The sequence below is a fragment of the Mycobacterium noviomagense genome, assembly GCF_010731635.1.
GTDB lineage: Bacteria > Actinomycetota > Actinomycetes > Mycobacteriales > Mycobacteriaceae > Mycobacterium > Mycobacterium noviomagense.
Genome location: NZ_AP022583.1, coordinates 1,141,273 through 1,157,859 on the forward strand (window position 1 = coordinate 1,141,273; position 16,587 = coordinate 1,157,859).

Annotated in this window: 16 protein-coding genes and 2 pseudogenes; 6 read left to right on the plus strand and 12 right to left on the minus strand. The window is 66.0% G+C overall.

Annotation, left to right across the window (positions count from 1 at the left end; all coding sequences use genetic code 11):
- Positions 1 to 25 precede the first annotated feature (25 nt).
- The 5 genes from purF to purL form a co-directional block, all read right to left on the minus strand.
- Complete coding sequence (gene purF, locus G6N15_RS05300; RefSeq protein WP_083085562.1) at positions 26 to 1,570, minus strand: amidophosphoribosyltransferase; 1,545 nt, start codon at positions 1,568 to 1,570, stop codon at positions 26 to 28.
- Positions 1,571 to 1,662: 92 nt separating this feature from the next.
- Positions 1,663 to 2,055 carry a sterol carrier family protein gene (locus G6N15_RS05305; RefSeq protein WP_083085252.1) on the minus strand — a complete coding sequence of 131 codons (393 nt, stop codon included), beginning with the start codon at positions 2,053 to 2,055 and terminating at the stop codon, positions 1,663 to 1,665.
- Positions 2,056 to 2,058: 3 nt separating this feature from the next.
- On the minus strand, positions 2,059 to 2,691 hold the full coding sequence (locus G6N15_RS05310; RefSeq protein ID WP_083085254.1) for an Rv0804 family intramembrane glutamic endopeptidase: 633 nt from the start codon (positions 2,689 to 2,691) through the stop codon (positions 2,059 to 2,061).
- Positions 2,691 to 4,457 (minus strand): alpha/beta hydrolase, encoded by a 1,767-nt coding sequence (locus tag G6N15_RS05315; RefSeq protein ID WP_083085256.1) that lies wholly within the window; start codon positions 4,455 to 4,457, stop codon positions 2,691 to 2,693. Before G6N15_RS05315 ends, G6N15_RS05310 begins: the two co-directional genes overlap by 1 nt.
- Before the next feature lie 10 nt (positions 4,458 to 4,467).
- On the minus strand, positions 4,468 to 6,762 hold the full coding sequence (gene purL / locus G6N15_RS05320; RefSeq protein ID WP_083085259.1) for a phosphoribosylformylglycinamidine synthase subunit PurL: 2,295 nt from the start codon (positions 6,760 to 6,762) through the stop codon (positions 4,468 to 4,470).
- Between the two features lie 157 nt (positions 6,763 to 6,919).
- On the opposite strand from purL, the gene G6N15_RS05325 reads away from it, so the two are divergent.
- Positions 6,920 to 7,165, plus strand: a complete 246-nt coding sequence (locus tag G6N15_RS05325) for a hypothetical protein (protein WP_083085261.1) — start codon at positions 6,920 to 6,922, stop codon at positions 7,163 to 7,165.
- Here the strand turns inward: G6N15_RS05325 and G6N15_RS05330 are convergent.
- Genes G6N15_RS05330 through G6N15_RS05340 form a run of 3 tightly spaced genes read right to left on the minus strand, consistent with a single transcriptional unit; the run spans position 7,162 to position 9,407 of the window.
- The gene (locus tag G6N15_RS05330; RefSeq protein ID WP_083085264.1) at positions 7,162 to 7,491 is read right to left on the minus strand and encodes a VOC family protein; all 330 of its coding nucleotides are present in this window, start codon (positions 7,489 to 7,491) and stop codon (positions 7,162 to 7,164) included. The genes G6N15_RS05325 and G6N15_RS05330 overlap by 4 nt on opposite strands.
- 46 nt (positions 7,492 to 7,537) lie before the next feature.
- Positions 7,538 to 8,125 carry an MmyB family transcriptional regulator gene (locus tag G6N15_RS05335; protein WP_232070356.1) on the minus strand — a complete coding sequence of 196 codons (588 nt, stop codon included), beginning with the start codon at positions 8,123 to 8,125 and terminating at the stop codon, positions 7,538 to 7,540.
- Positions 8,126 to 8,150: 25 nt separating this feature from the next.
- Entirely contained in the window at positions 8,151 to 9,407 is a 1,257-nt protein-coding gene (locus G6N15_RS05340) for a M18 family aminopeptidase (RefSeq protein WP_083085266.1), read from the minus strand.
- A gap of 41 nt (positions 9,408 to 9,448) precedes the next feature.
- Here G6N15_RS05340 and G6N15_RS05345 point away from each other — a divergent pair, with 41 nt between their 5' ends.
- Together G6N15_RS05345 and G6N15_RS05350 are read left to right on the plus strand one after the other, a co-directional pair.
- On the plus strand, positions 9,449 to 10,459 hold the full coding sequence (locus G6N15_RS05345; protein ID WP_083085269.1) for a Dyp-type peroxidase: 1,011 nt from the start codon (positions 9,449 to 9,451) through the stop codon (positions 10,457 to 10,459).
- Positions 10,456 to 11,253, plus strand: a complete 798-nt coding sequence (locus G6N15_RS05350) for a family 1 encapsulin nanocompartment shell protein (RefSeq protein ID WP_083085272.1) — start codon at positions 10,456 to 10,458, stop codon at positions 11,251 to 11,253. Before G6N15_RS05345 ends, G6N15_RS05350 begins: the two co-directional genes overlap by 4 nt.
- A 30-nt stretch (positions 11,254 to 11,283) precedes the next feature.
- Here G6N15_RS05350 and G6N15_RS05355 read toward each other — a convergent pair whose 3' ends face one another.
- Both G6N15_RS05355 and G6N15_RS05360 read right to left on the minus strand, forming a co-directional pair.
- Positions 11,284 to 12,405 carry an NAD(P)H-dependent amine dehydrogenase family protein gene (locus G6N15_RS05355; RefSeq protein WP_083085275.1) on the minus strand — a complete coding sequence of 374 codons (1,122 nt, stop codon included), beginning with the start codon at positions 12,403 to 12,405 and terminating at the stop codon, positions 11,284 to 11,286.
- 30 nt (positions 12,406 to 12,435) lie between these two features.
- Positions 12,436 to 13,458 (minus strand): Rieske 2Fe-2S domain-containing protein, encoded by a 1,023-nt coding sequence (locus G6N15_RS05360; protein ID WP_179961783.1) that lies wholly within the window; start codon positions 13,456 to 13,458, stop codon positions 12,436 to 12,438.
- 116 nt (positions 13,459 to 13,574) lie between these two features.
- Here G6N15_RS05360 and G6N15_RS05365 point away from each other — a divergent pair, with 116 nt between their 5' ends.
- From G6N15_RS05365 to G6N15_RS23735, 3 genes and pseudogenes are all read left to right on the plus strand, one after another.
- Complete coding sequence (locus G6N15_RS05365; RefSeq protein WP_083085280.1) at positions 13,575 to 14,207, plus strand: TetR/AcrR family transcriptional regulator; 633 nt, start codon at positions 13,575 to 13,577, stop codon at positions 14,205 to 14,207.
- 11 nt (positions 14,208 to 14,218) lie between these two features.
- Positions 14,219 to 14,308 (plus strand): annotated as a pseudogene (locus G6N15_RS05370) (encapsulin); the annotation flags it as partial.
- Between the two features lies 1 nt (position 14,309).
- Positions 14,310 to 14,384, plus strand: a pseudogene (locus G6N15_RS23735) (hypothetical protein); the annotation flags it as partial.
- A gap of 73 nt (positions 14,385 to 14,457) precedes the next feature.
- On the opposite strand, the gene G6N15_RS05375 reads toward G6N15_RS23735, so the two are convergent.
- Together G6N15_RS05375 and G6N15_RS05380 are read right to left on the minus strand one after the other, a co-directional pair.
- Entirely contained in the window at positions 14,458 to 15,399 is a 942-nt protein-coding gene (locus G6N15_RS05375) for a catalase family peroxidase (RefSeq protein WP_083085282.1), read from the minus strand.
- A gap of 114 nt (positions 15,400 to 15,513) precedes the next feature.
- On the minus strand, positions 15,514 to 16,455 hold the full coding sequence (locus tag G6N15_RS05380) for a lytic transglycosylase domain-containing protein (protein ID WP_083085283.1): 942 nt from the start codon (positions 16,453 to 16,455) through the stop codon (positions 15,514 to 15,516).
- Positions 16,456 to 16,587: the final 132 nt, after the last annotated feature.

Here is a 16,587-nt window from a genome sequence, read left to right on the forward strand (position 1 = left end):
GCCAAGCTGTGGTCCGATTGCCCGGTCAGGGGCGCCGTAACGCTTCTTCGGCAAGGGCGGCCTCGTCGCCCGCAATATCGGCCGGGACAGTGCCACGCGCCGCGGTGGTAAGCATCTGCTCGATGACGTTCTTGCCCAAGGCAGACTCGCTGGACAGCTCAATCGGGTATCTGCCGTCGAAGCAGGCCGTGCACAGCCGCGAAGCGGACTGTTCGGTGGCCGCGATCATGCCCTGCTGTGAGATGTAGCCAAGCGTGTCGGCGCCGATGGCGTGGCGCACCGCGTCCAGCATCTCCTCCTCGTCGTCGACGGCGTTGGCGATCAACTCCGCCGGCGACGGAAAGTCGATGCCGTAGAAGCACGGCCACTTCACCGGCGGTGATGCGATGCGCACGTGCACTTCGGCCGCGCCGGCCTCGCGCAACATCCGCACCAGCGCGCGCTGGGTGTTGCCCCGCACGATCGAGTCGTCGACGACGATCAGCCGCTTGCCGCGGATGACCTCCTTGAGCGGGTTCAGCTTGAGCCGGATACCGAGCTGGCGGATGGTTTGCGACGGCTGGATGAAGGTGCGCCCGACGTAGGCGTTCTTCATCAGCCCCTGCCCGTAGGGAATACCGGATTCCTGCGCGTAGCCGACCGCGGCGGGTGTTCCCGATTCCGGTACCCCGATCACCAAGTCGGCGTCGATCGAGCATTCGCGGGCCAGCCGGCGACCGATCTCCAGCCGGGCGGCGTGCACCGAGCGGCCGGCGATCATGCTGTCCGGCCGTGCCAGGTAGACATATTCGAAGACACAGCCCTTGGGCGTGGGGTCAGCGAAACGGCTGGACCGCACACCGTCGGCGTCGATCGCGAGCAGCTCGCCGGGCTCGATGTCGCGGACGAACGATGCGCCGACGATGTCCAGCGCGGCGGTTTCGGAGGCCACTACCCAACCGCGATCTAGTCGTCCCAGGCACAGCGGCCGCACCCCATGCGGGTCGCGGGCGGCATACAGGGTGTTCTCGTCCATGAACGTCAGGCAGAACGCACCGCGGACCGTCGGCAGCAGTTCCATTGCCGCTTGTTCCAGGGTGGAGTCGGCGGCTGCGTGGGCCAGCAGTGCGCCCAGAATGTCGGAGTCGGTGGTGGCCGCGCCGGGCAGCCGCGGGTTGATCAGCCCGGCTTCGCGGGCGCGGGCGACCAGATCGGTGCTGTTGACCAGGTTGCCGTTGTGTCCCAGCGCCACGCCGGTGCCGGCCGCGGTGGTCCGGAACACCGGCTGGGCGTTCTCCCAGGTGGTTTGCCCACTGGTGGAGTAGCGGCAGTGCCCGACGGCGACGTGGCCGGGCATGGCCCCCAGCGTCTGCTCGTCGAACACCTGGCTGACCAGGCCGAGATCTTTGAATACCAGCACTTGCGACCCATCCGCGACGGCGATGCCGGCGGCTTCCTGGCCGCGGTGCTGTAGCGCATATAGGCCGTAATAGGTGAGTTTGGCGACTTCCTCGCCGGGGGCCCATACCCCGAAGACACCGCATTCTTCGCGGGGCGGATTCTCCTCGGGCAGGGGCTGCTGGGCGGTCACGATTTGGCGGCTCCCGAAGGTTGGTGACGTAACGGAGTCTACGGGGAGGACGGCCCAGTCGCAGAATCCAGCTCGCGTGTTGGGTTGGTCGCTCAACTCGGCAGGCTCACCACCGGCAGCCATCGTTCGATCTCACCGGCGCGCGAACCGGACAGCTGCAGCGTCCCAGCGGCCTTAGCCGCTGCTACCTGCAGCATTCCGGTAGCCAGCAGCAGCCAGGTGCGCGGATCGGTCTCGACGACATTGGGTGGTGTGCCGCGGGTATGCCGCGGACCGGGGATGCACTGCACCGCGACGAACGGCGGAATCCGGACTTCGACGCTGGCGCCGGGCGCTTGTGCGGCCAACGTCCGTGCAGTGAGCCGAACAGCGGCGGCCAGATCTGCCCGGTCGGGGGCCGGGCGGGTGTCGTCGCGCAGCCAGTCGGCGAGCGCCAAGACAGCCCGGCGCGTTGTCGCCGGATCGGTGCTGTGACGGGCGGTCATCCGCTAGCTGCGCGACCGCCGCTGGATGGTGAGCGCGGCCACCGCCGCGGTTTCGTTGATCGCCAGGTGTGCCAGCATCGGCGCGGCCAGACTGCCGGAACGGTCGGCCAGCCAGCCGAACAGCCAGCCCGCGACGCCGGTGACCAGGACAGTCGCCGGCACCGGCTCGCCCGTCGCGCGCGCGTCGGCGATGTGGGAGAGCCCGAACGCGGCGCCCTGCACCAGCCGCCCGCCGGATTCGCCGAACCCTCTCTTGGCGACGGTGGTCAGTGCCGCGCGGAATGCGGCCTCCTCAGCCCAGACAGTGCCCAGAGGTATCCGCAACGCCAACCAGGACGGCACCGACTGCGGCAACGGGCGGGTGGACATCGACAGCCGCACCACCGGCACAGGCGCCGTCGCTGCGATTGCGGTCGCCGCAGCAGCCCCGGTCGAGAAGCCCCACCGCATCCCGATCCACAACCGCGGCGGAGACAATCCGATCCGTGAACCGGTTTGCAGCACCAGCAGCGCGCTCCCGCCGGCTTGTACCGGAACTCGCCACCGCGGGGGTATCCGCGGCACGACGAAGCTCGAGCCGACCAGCACGGCGGCCAGCGATAGCGCCCGTAACCGCTCAAACATGCTGTCGCGCATCAATTCTCGGACCCGTCAGCGCCTTCCGATTGCTTGAGCGCGACACGCATGCGTTCGGTATCGGCCAGTGTCCAACCGTCCGGGGGCACTACCGCAGCCCAGCCGTCCAAAACCGTGTTGGCGTAATTGTGCCCATGCCCGCCCGGCATCGCCTCGGCTTCCGGCAGGTCGGCGCTGACCTGCCAGAAGGTGACGACGGGATACCAACGCATCAATGCGGTGCGGTCGCGGCCCGGCGGTTCGACAAGCCAGTCCGGCCGGCTGAACAGCAAATCGGGGGACCACCAGACCACCGGGTCAGACGGGTGCTGCAGAAACAGCACGCGGGGACCGTCCCACGGTCGCGCCGCGAGCCGGTCGATTTCCGCAGGATCGACGGCCTCAGAGAACCGCACCGTCCGCCCGTTGTCGTAGCGCGGCCGCACCTCGGTGGTCCCCGGGTCGCGGCGCACGATCAGCGCGTGCCACAACGGACTTTCGTGTGGTGGTCCCACCCACAGCACCGCCTCGAAACCCATCTTGGCGATGTCGGGCAGGAACCCGAAGGCTGCCTGTCCGGCCATCGAACCCAAGCTCTCGCCGTAGAGCACCAACTTCGGCCGATGATCCGGTGGCAGCTGCTGCCAGCGGTCATGAATGGTGTCGATCAACGTCCTGCCGGAATCCATCGACTTCTGCCGGTCGGCCAGAAAAGAAACCCAGCTGGGCAGATACGAGTACTGCACCCCGGCCATCGCCGTGTCGCCGTTGTACATCATCTCCAGCGAACGCGCCGCCACCGGGTTGATCCAACCGGTACCCGTGGTGGGGACGAGAACCAGCAGCTTTCGGTTGAACGCGCCGGTGCGCTCGAGCTCGCCGAGAATCACCTGCATCCGGGCGTTGTCGTCGTCGGCGGTCTCCAACCCGGCATACACCCGGATCGGTTCCTTGGCGGGCCGACCGTTGAGCCGGGTGAGCTCGTCGGCGTGCGGTCCGGTCGCGACGAAGTTGCGGCCCTGGAAGCCGAGCGTTTCCCAGGGCGCCAACGACGCTGGGCTACCGGATCTTTCGGGCAGCAGCGGCTGATGTATGTCGGCGCCGGTGGTGTTGTTCCGCGGCTCGGAGAGGGCATTCATCCCGATGAAGAAGCCGCGCACCAAGACACCGTTGATCAAGGTGACCAGCAGTACCACGACGATCGTGGTCCCGATGAACAGCGCCACCTCGTTGTGCAGATGCCAGCGCCTGATCAGCATGCGGGCCAGCAGCTTGACGGCATCGATGAGCACCCGGCAGGTCGCCACGAGCAGAGCGCTGACCACCGCCGCGACGATCAGCGTTCGCATGTAGCCCAACGTGGTTGGCCCCTTGATGCCCATCAACGCGGAGACATCCCGCTGCCAGGCGGCCGCCGGGATGAGCATCAGTACAGCGGCGGTCGGCGCGATCACCACGACTGCTGCCTTGATCCAGAACAACACTCGCGGTGGTGGCGGCCACCAACGCGCGGTCCGCAGCACGAAACGCTGCGCGGCTTTTTCCAGCAGCACACCCAGCCCGTAACCGAAGGCGGCGTTGATGCCGCCGATCAGGCCCTGGAACAGCCAGGTTCGCGGCAGCAGCGACGGGGTCAGCGACAAGCAGAAAAACAGCGCGCCGAATGCCACCCCACTGAATCGAAGCCGCAACAAGCTCCACGCCCACACCACCAGTGGGTGCCGTCCGTCGGCCCCTGCCGGTTCGGCGACCGGCTCGGTGGTGGTGTCGCCTACAGGGGTACTCATGCCCGGATCCTCATCCGAACAGTGCAGGCAGCACTCTTTCAGAGGTGCCGCGCAGCTCGGTCAGGGACACGGTGAACAGACCCTGAACTTCCACCGCATCCGATGCCGGGTCGACGACCCCGATGCGCGTGGCTGGTAGCCCGCGCACCTCGCACAGCGAACGGAACCGGCTTTCTTCGGTGCGCGACACCGCGACCAGCACCCGTCCCGGCGATTCGGAGAACAACATGACAAACGGGTCAGCATCTTCGGGAAGCACGATGCGGCAACCGGTTTCGCCCGCCAGCGCCGACTCCACCACCGTGATGGCCAAGCCCCCCTCGGACAGGTCGTGGGCCGCGGCGACCAGCCCGTCGCGTGATGCCGCGGTCAACACGTCGGCCAGCAGCTTCTCGCGGGCCAAATCGACTTCGGGTGGCAGCCCGCCGAGGTGGTCGGCGGTCACCTGCGCCCACACCGAGCCGTCGAATTCGTCGCGGGTGTCGCCGAGCAGTATCAGCGTCTCCCCCGCCTCGGTGCCCATCGCGGTCTGGATGCGCCGGTGCACGTCGTCGATGACGCCGAGCACACCGACCACCGGGGTGGGCAAGATCGGGGTGGATCCCGTCTGGTTGTAGAAGCTGACGTTGCCGCCGGTCACCGGAATACCAAGAGCGGCACAGCCATCCGCGAGGCCGCGCACCGCCTGCGCGAACTGCCACATCACCGCCGGGTCTTCCGGCGAGCCGAAGTTGAGGCAGTTGGTGACCGCGACCGGGGCGGCCCCGGTGACGGCGACGTTGCGATACGCCTCGGCCAACGCGAGCTGGGCCCCGGCGTAGGGATCCAGCGCCGTGTAGCGGCCCGATGCGTCGGTGGACACCGCGATGCCGCGGCCCGTGGATTCGTCGACGCGCAGCATGCCCCCATCGGCGTGCTGGGCCAGCACGGTGTTGCCGCGCACGTAGCGGTCGTACTGTTCGGTGATGAACGCGCGGCTGCACAAGTGCGGACTGCCAAGCAGCGCAAGCAAAGTCGCTCGCAGCTCGTCGCCGGTGGCGGGCCGCGGCAACCGGGTAGACCGGTCGGTGTTGAGTTGGTCCTGCGACTCCGGCCGGGCGAGCGGACGCTGGTACACCGGTCCTTCATGGGCCACCGTGCGCGGCGGCACGTCGACAACCGTGTCGCCGCGCCAGGTGATGCGTAGCCTGTCGCCGTCGGTTACTTCACCGATGACGGTGGCCAGCATCTCCCATTTGCGGCACACCGCCAGGAAAGCTTCCACGTTCTCCGGCGCCACCACCGCGCACATCCGCTCCTGAGACTCGCTGCACAGCACCTCGGCGGGCGTCATTCCCTTGGTGCGCAGCGGCACGGTGTCCAGTTCGATGGCCATGCCGCCGTCGCCTGCCGAGGCCAGTTCCGAAGTGGCACAGGCCAATCCGGCCCCGCCGAGATCCTGGATACCGATCACCAGGCCGCCCGCGTACAGCTCGAGGCAGCATTCGATGAGCACCTTTTCCATGAACGGGTCACCGACCTGAACCGACGGCAGCTTCTTGCGTCCCGGTCCGGCCTCGTCACCGCCGAAGGTGTCCGACGCCAGTACCGACACCCCGCCGATGCCGTCGAGCCCGGTGCGCGCGCCGAACAGGATGATCTTGTTCCCGGCCCCGGATGCGAAGGCCCGATGCAGGTCCTCCTTGCGCAGCACGCCGACACACAACGCGTTGACCAACGGGTTGCCCGCGTAGCAGGCGTCAAAGACCGTCTCGCCGCCGATGTTTGGCAGGCCCAGGGAATTGCCGTAGCCCCCGATCCCGCGGACCACGCCGTCGACCACGCGGCGGGTGTCCGGGGCGTCGGCGGGGCCGAAACGCAACTGGTCCATGACGGCGACCGGTCGCGCCCCCATGGCCATGATGTCGCGCACGATGCCGCCGACACCGGTGGCCGCGCCCTGGTAGGGCTCGACGTAGGAGGGGTGATTATGCGACTCGACCTTGAAGGTGACGGCCCAGCCGTCGCCGATGTCGACGACGCCGGCGTTCTCCCCGATGCCGGCCAGCAAGCCGCCCCGCATCGCGTCGGTGGTGGTCTCGCCGAAGTAGCGCAGATGCACCTTGGAGGACTTGTAGGAGCAGTGCTCGCTCCACATCACCGAATACATGGCCAGTTCGACGTCGGTTGGCCGCCGGCCCAGGATCTCGCGGATGCGCTGGTATTCGTCGCCTTTGAGACCCAGCTCGCGGAAGGGTTGCGGCTGATCAGGGGTGGTGGCGGCCCGCTCGACGGTATCGACCGCGTGCGTGAGCCCGAACGTCACGGGGACAGTCTAGATTCCCGCGGCGCGGACGCCTCGCTGGACGTTTGCATCGGTGAGGGATGGGTAGCCGCACAGAGTCCGGCGACGATGCGGGACGCGGGATCCTCGAGGAGGAGCCGGACTGTAAAGACCGAGTCCGAAACAAGCGACCGGGAGGATGACAATGACTGCTGAGGCTGGACAAGTCACCGGCACCAAAGACAAGAACTACAACCTGATTTGGTACACCGAGCAGTGCCTGGAAAACGCGCTCCGGCTGGAAACCTACATTCAGGACGCCGAGCGCGACGGCGACAACGAAGTGGCCGACCTGTTCCGCAAGGCGCAGGCCGACAGCCGTAAGGGCGCGCGGATGGCCGAGCAGCTGCTCGCCAGGCGGCTCGAGGAGGCGTTCCGGGCCTAGCGCCCGGCGACGCAAAACGCGTTGCCGTCGGGATCGGCCAACACGACCCAGCGAAAGTTGTCTCCGATTCTGTGCTGGCCGATGCGGCTGGCCCCGGCGGCTTCCAGCCGACTCACTTCGGCGTCCACGTCGGCGGCGCTGAAATCCAGGTGCAGCCGGTTCTTGCCCGGCGTGCGGTCAGGGACCTTCTGAAATCCCAGCCGTGGTCCCTGCGGGCGAGCCACCACGACGAACTCGCCGGGGATCAATTCCTGCGTCGTACCGTCGAACTGAGCCGCCCACCAGCCTTCCAAGCGAGCCGGGTCGAAGCAGTTGAAGGTCACCATCTCAACGTGAGCGCCATGCTGCGAAGTTACTGGACTCGAGCAGTGCTCACGCGACAGACCCGACACCTGCGGTGCGCAGCAGATCGGCGCTCGCCGCATCGGCGGGATAGAACAACTCGACGGCAAGTTCGGCGAGGGTGACGTCGAGCGGTGTGCCGAACGTCGTCAACGTTGTGAACATCGAAAGCCGTTGTCCGCCAGGTGTTTCGAGCTCCAACGGAACCAGCAGCGACGCATTGCCGTGCGGCGTGTTCCATGCCGCCGCAGCAGTCGTGACGCCCGGATAGCCGCGCACCTCCTCGTGGAGTTCCTGTAATGCCGGGTCGCCGGCGAGCGCGATGGTGCGCCGGAGCTGGTGGAGCAAGTAGCCCGCCCATTCCTCGAAATTCAGTGTTCGTCCGGCGAGGCCGTCGGGGTGCAGTGACAGGCGGTAGACGTTGGCGGGCGGCCCGAGCAAGTCCTGCGGTAGGCCGGCGGTCAGCGCGGCCGCCGCAGCGTTGGTCCCGACGATGTTCCAGCACCGGTCGATGACGATGCCGGGGTAGGGCCGGACCGTTCCCGATCCGCGGGCTTGACCGGGTCCGCAACCGCAACGGCATGGTGGTGGAAAACGTAGTCCGCTACGAACCGGCATCCTCGGCGCGCGCTGAACCCGGGGGTCACTGCGGCGCCAAAAACGCCTGCAGCGCCGCAGAATACGCGGCGACGTCGGCGGCCCCCATCAGTTCGCGGGCCGAGTGCATCGCCAATTGCGGTGCGCCAACGTCGACGGTCGCGATGCCGGTTCGTGCCGAGGTGATCGGGCCGATCGTCGAACCGCACGGTAGGTCGGCGCGGTGTTCGTATCGCTGCAACGCCACGCCGGCCTGCCGGCAGGCGAGCGCGAAGGCCGCAGCGGTGCGCCCGTCGGTGGCATACCGCAGGTTGGGTTGCGTCTTGAGCACCGGGCCGCCGTTGATCGCGATCGGGTGCCCGGGCTCGTGCCGGTCCGGGTAGTTGGGGTGGGTGGCGTGCGCCATGTCCGCCGAGGCCACCATCGATCCGGCCATCCGCCGCAGGAAATCCTCGCGGTCACCGCCGGCGGCCAGCACGATCCGCTCCAGCGTGGTCAGCAGTAGCTCGGACTGCGCGCCGTGATCGGAGCTCGAACCGACTTCTTCGTGGTCGAACAACGCCAGCACCGGCAGATGGCCGCGGGGTCCGGCCGCTAGGAGCGCATCCACGCCTGCGTAGCAGCTGGTCTGGTTGTCCAGCCGCGGCGCGCTGACGAACTGGTCGTCGAGCCCGGCCAGCCTGGAGGGAGCCAAGTCATGGGTCATCAGATCGAAGCCGAGCACGTCGTCTGCCGCGACGCCGGCGCGTTTCGCGACGTAGCCGACAAACGAGCCGCAGCCCTCGCCGGCCGCCCACACCGCGTTGACATGGCGCTGCGGGTCCAACGTGACCGACTTGCGGTCCTCGGCCAAGTGGATGGCCAACTGCGGCACCCGCAGGATCGGTTCGTCGATCCGGACCAGCCGGTGACTGACGCCGACACCGTCACGCACGGATAGGCGTCCGCTGACACCCAGGTCGCGGTCCAGCCACGAGTTCAACCACGCGCCCCCGTAGGGCTGCAGCGCCACCACCTGCCAACCCGCGACGACGCGATCCGGATGCTGCTTGACCCGCAGGTTCGGGCTGTCGGTGTGGGCGCCGATCACCCGAAATGGCTGATGAGAATCACCGGTGCTGTCCCATGTCACCAGCGAGCCCGCGCGCACGGTGAAGAACTTGCCTGCGGCGGGCCAGGCTTCCGTCTCCGCCAATTCGGTATATCCGGCCGCGCGCAGCGCTTCTGCCACCGTGGCGCACACGTGGAACGGCGACGGGGACGCGTCGATGAATTCGCACAGACCCGCTGCCGTGGCCGCCATGCGCTCATCCTTTCATCCTCAAGGGCGTTAGGGTCGAACCCGTGCCCGCTGCTGCGCCCCAACCGGTTCTGGAGCCGTTGACGCCGGCCGCCATCTTCCTGGTCGTCACCATCAACGACGGCGGCGAGGCAACGGTGCACGACGCACTGCCCGACATCTCTGGGCTAGTCCGCGCGATCGGATTTCGTGACCCGGCCAAACGCTTGTCGGCGGTCACCTCGATCGGCTCGGACGCCTGGGATCGGTTGTTCTCCGGCCCGCGACCGGCAGAGCTGCATCCGTTTGTCCCGCTGGAAGGCCCGCGGCACATCGCACCGGCCACGCCCGGCGACGTGTTGTTCCACATTCGTGCCGAGTCCATGGATGTCTGCTTCGAACTGGCCACCCGGCTGATCGACGCGATGGCCGGCGCTGTGACGGTGGTCGACGAGGTGCACGGTTTCCGGTTCTTCGACAACCGCGATCTGCTCGGATTCGTCGACGGCACCGAGAATCCTGACGAGCCGCTGGCGGTCAGCTCCACGCAGATCGGTGACGAGGACCCCGATTTCGCCGGCTCGTGCTACGTCCACGTCCAAAAGTACGTCCATGACATGGCGGGCTGGAATTCTCTGTCGGTGGCGGAGCAGGAGCGTGCGTTCGGCCGAACCAAGCTGGAGGACATCGAGTTTGACGACGCTGCCTTACCGGCCAACTCACACATCGCGCTGAACAAGATCGAAGACGACGAAGGCAATGAGCTCAAGATCGTGCGGCACAACATGCCGTTCGGAGAGGTCGGCAAGGGCGAGTACGGCACCTACTACATCGGCTACTCTCGCAGTCCCGCCGTCACCGAACAGATGTTGCGCAACATGTTCCTCGGCGATCCGCCCGGCAACACCGACCGGATCCTGGAGTTTTCCACCGCTCTCACCGGTGGACTGTTCTTCACACCCACCGTCGACTTCCTCGACGATCCGCCGCCACTTCCTGGATTACCCGCTGCCGCAGCGGATTCCGACTCCGACGGCTCTCTGGCGATCGGCAGTTTGAAAGGAAACGCCCGATGAACAACCTGTACCGCGATCTGGCACCGATCACCGAAGCAGCCTGGGCTGAGATCGAATTGGAGGCGACGCGAACATTCAAGCGCCACATCGCCGGGCGTCGGGTGGTCGACCTGAGCGGCCCCGGCGGACCCACGATGGCGGCGGTTGGCACCGGCCGGCTGACCGATGTGACACCGCCCGGCGACGGGGTCGTCGCCCATCTGCGGGCAAGCAAACCGCTTGTGCGGCTGCGGGTTCCGTTTACACTGTCCCGGTCGGAGATCGACGATGTTGAGCGCGGCTCACAGGATGCCGACTGGGATCCCGTCAAGACCGCGGCCAAGAAGCTGGCGTTCGTCGAAGACCGGGCCATCTTCGAGGGCTACGACGCAGCATCGATCGAAGGCATCCGAAGCGCGAGCTCCAACCCCGCGCTGAAGCTGCCCGCCGATGTCCGCGACTTCCCCGACGTGATCAGCCAGGCGCTGTCCGGCTTGCGGTTGGCCGGGGTGGACGGCCCATATTCGGTGCTGCTGTCGGCCGACGCCTATACCAAGGTCAGCGAGACCACCGAACACGGGTATCCGATCCGCGAACATCTGCGCCGGCTGGTCGACGGCGACATCATCTGGGCGCCGGCAATCGACGGCGCCTTCGTACTGACCACCCGTGGCGGTGACTTCGACCTGCAGCTGGGCACCGACGTGGCGATCGGTTATCTGTCCCACGACGCCGAAACCGTGCAGCTCTACCTGCAGGAGACAATGACGTTCCTGTGCTACACCGCCGAGGCGTCAGTCGCGTTGACCGCGTAACCGCGTCGCATTAGAGCAGAGATGCATATGTCAATGCCGTCCCCGGTCGACTCTCCGGATTCCCGGGTTGAATCGGCCGGCGAATCCGCGCAACGGAAGGTCGGCGCTGGTGAGAATGCCAGGCGGTGCCGCAACTACCGACTTGATCGCGTTGATGGCGGGCATGCCGGTGACCGTCATTCCGATGGAGGCGAAGTTGTCCGGGTTGGACAGGTCTACACCGGGTTTCGGAAAGATCATGTGTTTGTTGTAGATGCAGGGATCACCCTTGATCTGAGTGATGTAGCAGCCCTTGATGTCCCAACTGGGGTCGGTGTACGGGGTCATCTGCCATTCCAGGTGGGTCTCGACGCGGGCTACACCGTCCACCATGCCCTGGTATTTGATGTAGTTTGCGCCAAGGGATCCCTTGGGGAGTTGATACCAGCCCAGGTCGACGTCCTTGGTACAGGCACCGAGCTCGTAGCTGAATCTCACTTCGTCGAGGTCCAGTCCGAAGCAGTCGGCCATCATCAACACGCTGTCGGCGAAGACGCGGGTGTATTTTTCTAGCTTGCCCGGGATCTCGGGGTCGTCGATGGGCAGTCCGTAGCCGACCTCGATCCAGGTGTCCTTGCTGTGGTGACACGAGACGTCGACGGACTCGATGGTGATGATGTTCTCGATCTCGGCGACATCGGCCGAACACACGACACCGAGGATCTGGTTGAGGCCCGGATTCATGCCGGTGCCGTAGAAGGTCGAGCCGCCCTGCTCACAGGCCTCCTGCAGCAAGACCGTGACCGGCTTGCCCGAGGGGTGGGGGTGGTTGGTATCGCGGTGCCACCCGGTGATCCAGTCCGCGGTCGTGACGATGTCGATACCGGCTTCGAGCACCTTAACGTAGAGGTCCTCGTCGGGGAATACACCGTGAAACGTCAGCACATCGGGCTTGGCAGCGAGGATTTCCTCGATGCTGCCGGTGGCGCTCACGCCGATGGGGCCGATGCCAGCCAGCTCACCGGCATCCCTGCCGATCTTTTGGGGCGAGTAACAATGCACCCCGATCAGCTCCAGGTCAGGCTGTGTCTGGATCCGCTTGATCATCTCGCTGCCCACGTTGCCGGTGGCAACCTGGAACACCCTGATCGGCAGGCTGACGGATGTGGTCATGAACTTGGTCCTTTGTTGGGGATGGGTGGGTCAGGATTGGGCGGCGGCCGCCAGCGCTGCGGCGCTGCCGCCCTTACCGTCGGGGTAGAACTGGGTGGCCCACTTGCGAATTGCGGTAAATCCCTGCTGTTCCGAGCCCGCCAGGGCAGGCGGATCGGAATAGCGCTGGTGGGCCCAGATGGAGACGTCCTGAGTGAACTGCCGAATGATCTCTTGGCCGAACGTGCGTGCTTTGGCTTCGGCTTTCTCGGAGTCCTCCCCCGGCGTGCGGCCGATGTAGACCATAAAGCGCACGTCGGAGGTGAATTCGTCGACCGGAGTGACCGCCGAGATGGTGCGGTTGTCAACCATGCCCCAGCTCTTGGTCACCGCGATTCCCAACCCACCGTTGATGGCCTGTACTCCGCTGTTGACATCCTCGATCGATTGCCCGTCGTCACCTTCGAAGGTGATAGTGAAGTCGACGTAGGACACCACGTCGTCGAAGTCGTGGCGAGTGAACACCGGCACGATCGGCGTGTTGTGTACGTACTTGAAATGGGCGAAGTCCACGCCGTTTTCGAGGACATACTGCGGGTGCAGTTCCAGCCCGTGCTCGAACAGTCGCTGCTGCGGGTAGTAGTCGTCCGGACCGCTGCCGTCCTCGAAGCTGGCGAAGACGTCCGGGGCGTCGAAGAACGGCTCGCGTCCTTCGATGTCGTGCCAGATGTAGATGGACTCGTTGCGTTCGATCACCGGGTAGGTCTTGATCCGGCGACCGCGATTGGGCCGATTCTCATACGGGATGCACACGTTGCGACCCTGCTGGCTCCACTGCCAACCGTGAAACGGACACTGCAGCACCTCACCCACGACTGTGCCGCCGAAACCGAGGTGGGCACCGAGATGTTCACAGTAGGCATTCATAACGGTCAGCTGTCCTGACTCAGCACGCCAGGCCACCAGCTCCTCGCCGAAATACTTCATCGGGTGAACGCAACCCACACCGATCTCGTCAGACCATGCGACCTGAAACCATCCCGTCGGTTTCATCGACAACGGCGGCTTCGCCATCCCAGCTGCCCTCCCCATGCATTCGGCTAGTACGAATCGTAGACGGCTCTATCAAAAAATAACAGAGGGTTCTGCGAAAAGCTCGCGCCGATGGCAAAGGTCGATATCATCGACGGATGACCGAGGCGGGGACAGTCAGCCGACGCACTAATCGACGGGGCCTCGCGACCCGCGAAAACATGCTCGAAGCCGCGTTGAAGTCCTTGGCCTCCGGAGAGTCGGGATCGGTGTCCGCCAACCGCATCGCCAAAGACATCGGCGCCACGTGGGGCGCAGTGAAGTATCAATTCGGCGACATCGACGGTTTCTGGGCCGCGGTTTTGCACCGTACCGCCGAGCGGCGCGCTGCCGCACTGTCAATGACCACCGATTCCGACGGCTCCTTGCACGAGCGCATCGGTCGCATCATCGACACCCTGTATCACGGCCTATCCTCACCGGATTCACGGGCCATCGAACACCTGCGCGCGGCGCTGCCTCGCGACCACACAGAACTCGAGCGGCTCTACCCACGTACCGCCGCCGAGCTGCATTCCTGGGGCCAAAGTTGGCTTGAGACCTGCCAGAAAGCATTCTCCGGCCTCGATGTCGATCCTGACCGCGTACACGGCGTGGCCGCCCTCATCCCGGGCGCCATGCGTGGCCTGGTCTCAGAGCGCCAATTGGGTTCCTACGCCGATCTCGAGGCCGCCCGACAGACGTTGACCAACGCCCTAGCCGCATACCTAGAGCACTCCAGCACGCATTGACCTCAGTCGGACGGGTCCCATTTACGCTGTCCCGGTTGGAAATCGACGATGTGGAGCGCGGCTCGCAGGACGCCGACTGGAATCCTGTCAACTCGGCCGCCGGAGACGCTGCAACTTTATCTGCAGGAGACGATCACGTTCCTGTGCTACACCGCTGAGGCGTCAGTCGCGTTGAGCGCGTGGCGCGTTACCTTCCAGGAGCGTCCAGGAATCGTTGCCCCAACGCGACCTTCCGAACAGCGCTTCACAGTTAGGTGCGAGGTGCCTCGGGACCGCGATCGACTCCGGTGCGTAGCTTGACCGACGCCGAATAGGCGTGAGTGCGGAAGCGAAGCACGCGGTCATCCGAGGGTTCAATCCCATCGGTAACGCGCATTGGGTCGAATACCACTATGTCGTTACCCTTTTCGCGCTCGTGGTCGAGGCCGACGATTTCGAGCGTGCCCACGGTGACGAAGTCGGTGCTGTGCCATGCCGCAGAGGGATCGACGGTCGAGTCGTTCGGTCCCGCGATCTGGACGCGGAGGTTAAACCGCGCCGGGCCGGTCGCGAGGCGGGTATTCAGTTCGCCGGTGAGGAAGTCAGGGTCCTTCGCCCGGGCAGCCCGCAAGGACAGAAAGCTTTCACCGGCCGCCGGAGACAGGTGGTAGCGAACGAATCTCGCGCCACCGTCGGCGTCGACCCAGCGGTAGGCGTGCAACCCGTGATACTCGACGGTGGCGTAGCTTGCCGGGACTTTGTTGGCGGACAGCAACACCGGCAACGCGCCGAGCATCCGGGGGTGGGTCGCAACGTATTTCGCGATGCGCCCAGGTGCGGTGAGTCCGGGCCGTAACGCGCGTAGCAGATCGACGAACCCGCCGGGCGTGCTCGAGGTGAACAACCGCGCCGTCTGCGTCGAGATGTCGGTGGTCGATCCGTCGGGCAGGGTGAACTTCACCGCCATCCCGCGCACCTGGGGCAGGCCGTCACGCTGCGCCGGGTTGCCTGATCCGTTGGAGAATCGAATCAGCGCCGGGACGGCTGATCCGTCGAGGTACTTTGCGCGGGACAGTCGGGGCGCCTCGGGAGTAGCGGTGAACGTGCCGCGATAGAGGGTTCCTTTCGCGTGCAGCGCCCGATAACCCGGCCGCGCTCCCCCGGCGCCTCGGATCGCCTCGATCGCGTCGTCGGGGGTAACCGCATGTTCCATGCGCGAATCCTAAGTGTTCACCGGTGATGACAGGCTTACCTTGCGCCATGTGCCCGTAACGTCGATCGACGTGAATTGCGCCAGACTTCGCACAATCGCCGCTGTCGCGACGAATTACTGCGGGTGGCTTGCCAGGTAATCTCCGACCGGTATCGGTGACGCCGCAGCGTAACCGATGGGCAACAACACGTCGCCCGCGGTCGTGTAGTAGTAGACGTCCCACCGGTAGTAGCCGGCGAACGTGATGGGATCGGCTGCAAGCACTGCCGCGTATTGGTTGACCGCCCGCACGTATTCGTTGGCGTGGTTGTACCGGTAGATGGCCTGATTATGGTTGTCGGCAAAGCCATTCGCGGCGAGGAAGCGGCCCGCTGCCATGATGCTGTCGCGGGGTGAGTGGATATCGCCGCCCTCGCCGTAGGCAGCGAACGTCGAGGGCAAGAACTGCATGGGACCTTGCGCGCCGGCGGTGCTTACGCCGTTGATGCTGCCGAAGCGGGTCTCGATCAGGTTGATCGCGGCCAGGTAATTCCAGCCGACGCCGGATTGCGACTCCGCCTCGTGGTAGTAGCTCAGCAGCTCGTCGGCCGGAGGCGGAGGCTCGATGCGCCACGCAGGCAGCGTGTCCTTCACCTGTGCAATCGCGGTGAGCTGCCGACGGGCGTCGACGTTGCGGTCGTAGTCGTCGAGTAACGCCGGCGGGATGCGCGCTCGCGTGATCGCGTCCCATTCGGGGTGTCGCCCGATGGCGCGATAGGCGGCCTGCTGGCGGCGCGCCGCCGCCACCAGCGCTGCCTCGCCCGTCGACGGGTCACGCACCGCGAGTTCGTCGGCGACGAGGTCATCGGCTAGCTGACCGGGGTCTGGTGCCAGCCTCGGCTGGGCGCCCTCAGGCGCGCTCGGCCTGGCGGCCACCGTTGTTGACGCAAGCGGCGTGGCGGGCGCCGTCCTTGCGGTCGAGGCAGCCGCCGGAGTGGTCGGCGGCGCTGTCGAACCTGTACAGCCGACAACTGCGAGCATGATCATGCCAATCGCCAGCGGCGCGGCACGACGCATCGAGCGGACACTGGCGGCAGCCGGCCCCGGCGGAGACGCGAGTACACGATTACGGCTCACTGTGTTCACTTCCGTCGATGCCTCAATTCATGTGGCTATCAGTGGGCGGCCCGCAGCGAGTCTTTCCTATCG

Excerpts from the sequence above, each read along its gene's own strand:
- G6N15_RS05305 (WP_083085252.1), bottom strand. The coding sequence starts at position 2,055 with ATGACCGCCCGTCACAGCACCGATCCGGCGACAACGCGCCGGGCTGTC.
- G6N15_RS05310 (WP_083085254.1), bottom strand. The coding sequence starts at position 2,691 with ATGCGCGACAGCATGTTTGAGCGGTTACGGGCGCTATCGCTGGCCGCC.
- G6N15_RS05315 (WP_083085256.1), bottom strand. The coding sequence starts at position 4,457 with ATGAGTACCCCTGTAGGCGACACCACCACCGAGCCGGTCGCCGAACCG.
- G6N15_RS05325 (WP_083085261.1), top strand. The coding sequence starts at position 6,920 with ATGACAATGACTGCTGAGGCTGGACAAGTCACCGGCACCAAAGACAAG.
- G6N15_RS05330 (WP_083085264.1), bottom strand. The coding sequence starts at position 7,491 with ATGGTGACCTTCAACTGCTTCGACCCGGCTCGCTTGGAAGGCTGGTGG.
- G6N15_RS05335 (WP_232070356.1), bottom strand. The coding sequence starts at position 8,125 with ATGCCGGTTCGTAGCGGACTACGTTTTCCACCACCATGCCGTTGCGGT.
- G6N15_RS05340 (WP_083085266.1), bottom strand. The coding sequence starts at position 9,407 with ATGGCGGCCACGGCAGCGGGTCTGTGCGAATTCATCGACGCGTCCCCG.
- G6N15_RS05350 (WP_083085272.1), top strand. The coding sequence starts at position 10,456 with ATGAACAACCTGTACCGCGATCTGGCACCGATCACCGAAGCAGCCTGG.
- G6N15_RS05355 (WP_083085275.1), bottom strand. The coding sequence starts at position 12,405 with ATGACCACATCCGTCAGCCTGCCGATCAGGGTGTTCCAGGTTGCCACC.
- G6N15_RS05360 (WP_179961783.1), bottom strand. The coding sequence starts at position 13,458 with ATGGCGAAGCCGCCGTTGTCGATGAAACCGACGGGATGGTTTCAGGTC.
- G6N15_RS05365 (WP_083085280.1), top strand. The coding sequence starts at position 13,575 with ATGACCGAGGCGGGGACAGTCAGCCGACGCACTAATCGACGGGGCCTC.
- G6N15_RS05375 (WP_083085282.1), bottom strand. The coding sequence starts at position 15,399 with ATGGAACATGCGGTTACCCCCGACGACGCGATCGAGGCGATCCGAGGC.
- G6N15_RS05380 (WP_083085283.1), bottom strand. The coding sequence starts at position 16,455 with ATGCGTCGTGCCGCGCCGCTGGCGATTGGCATGATCATGCTCGCAGTT.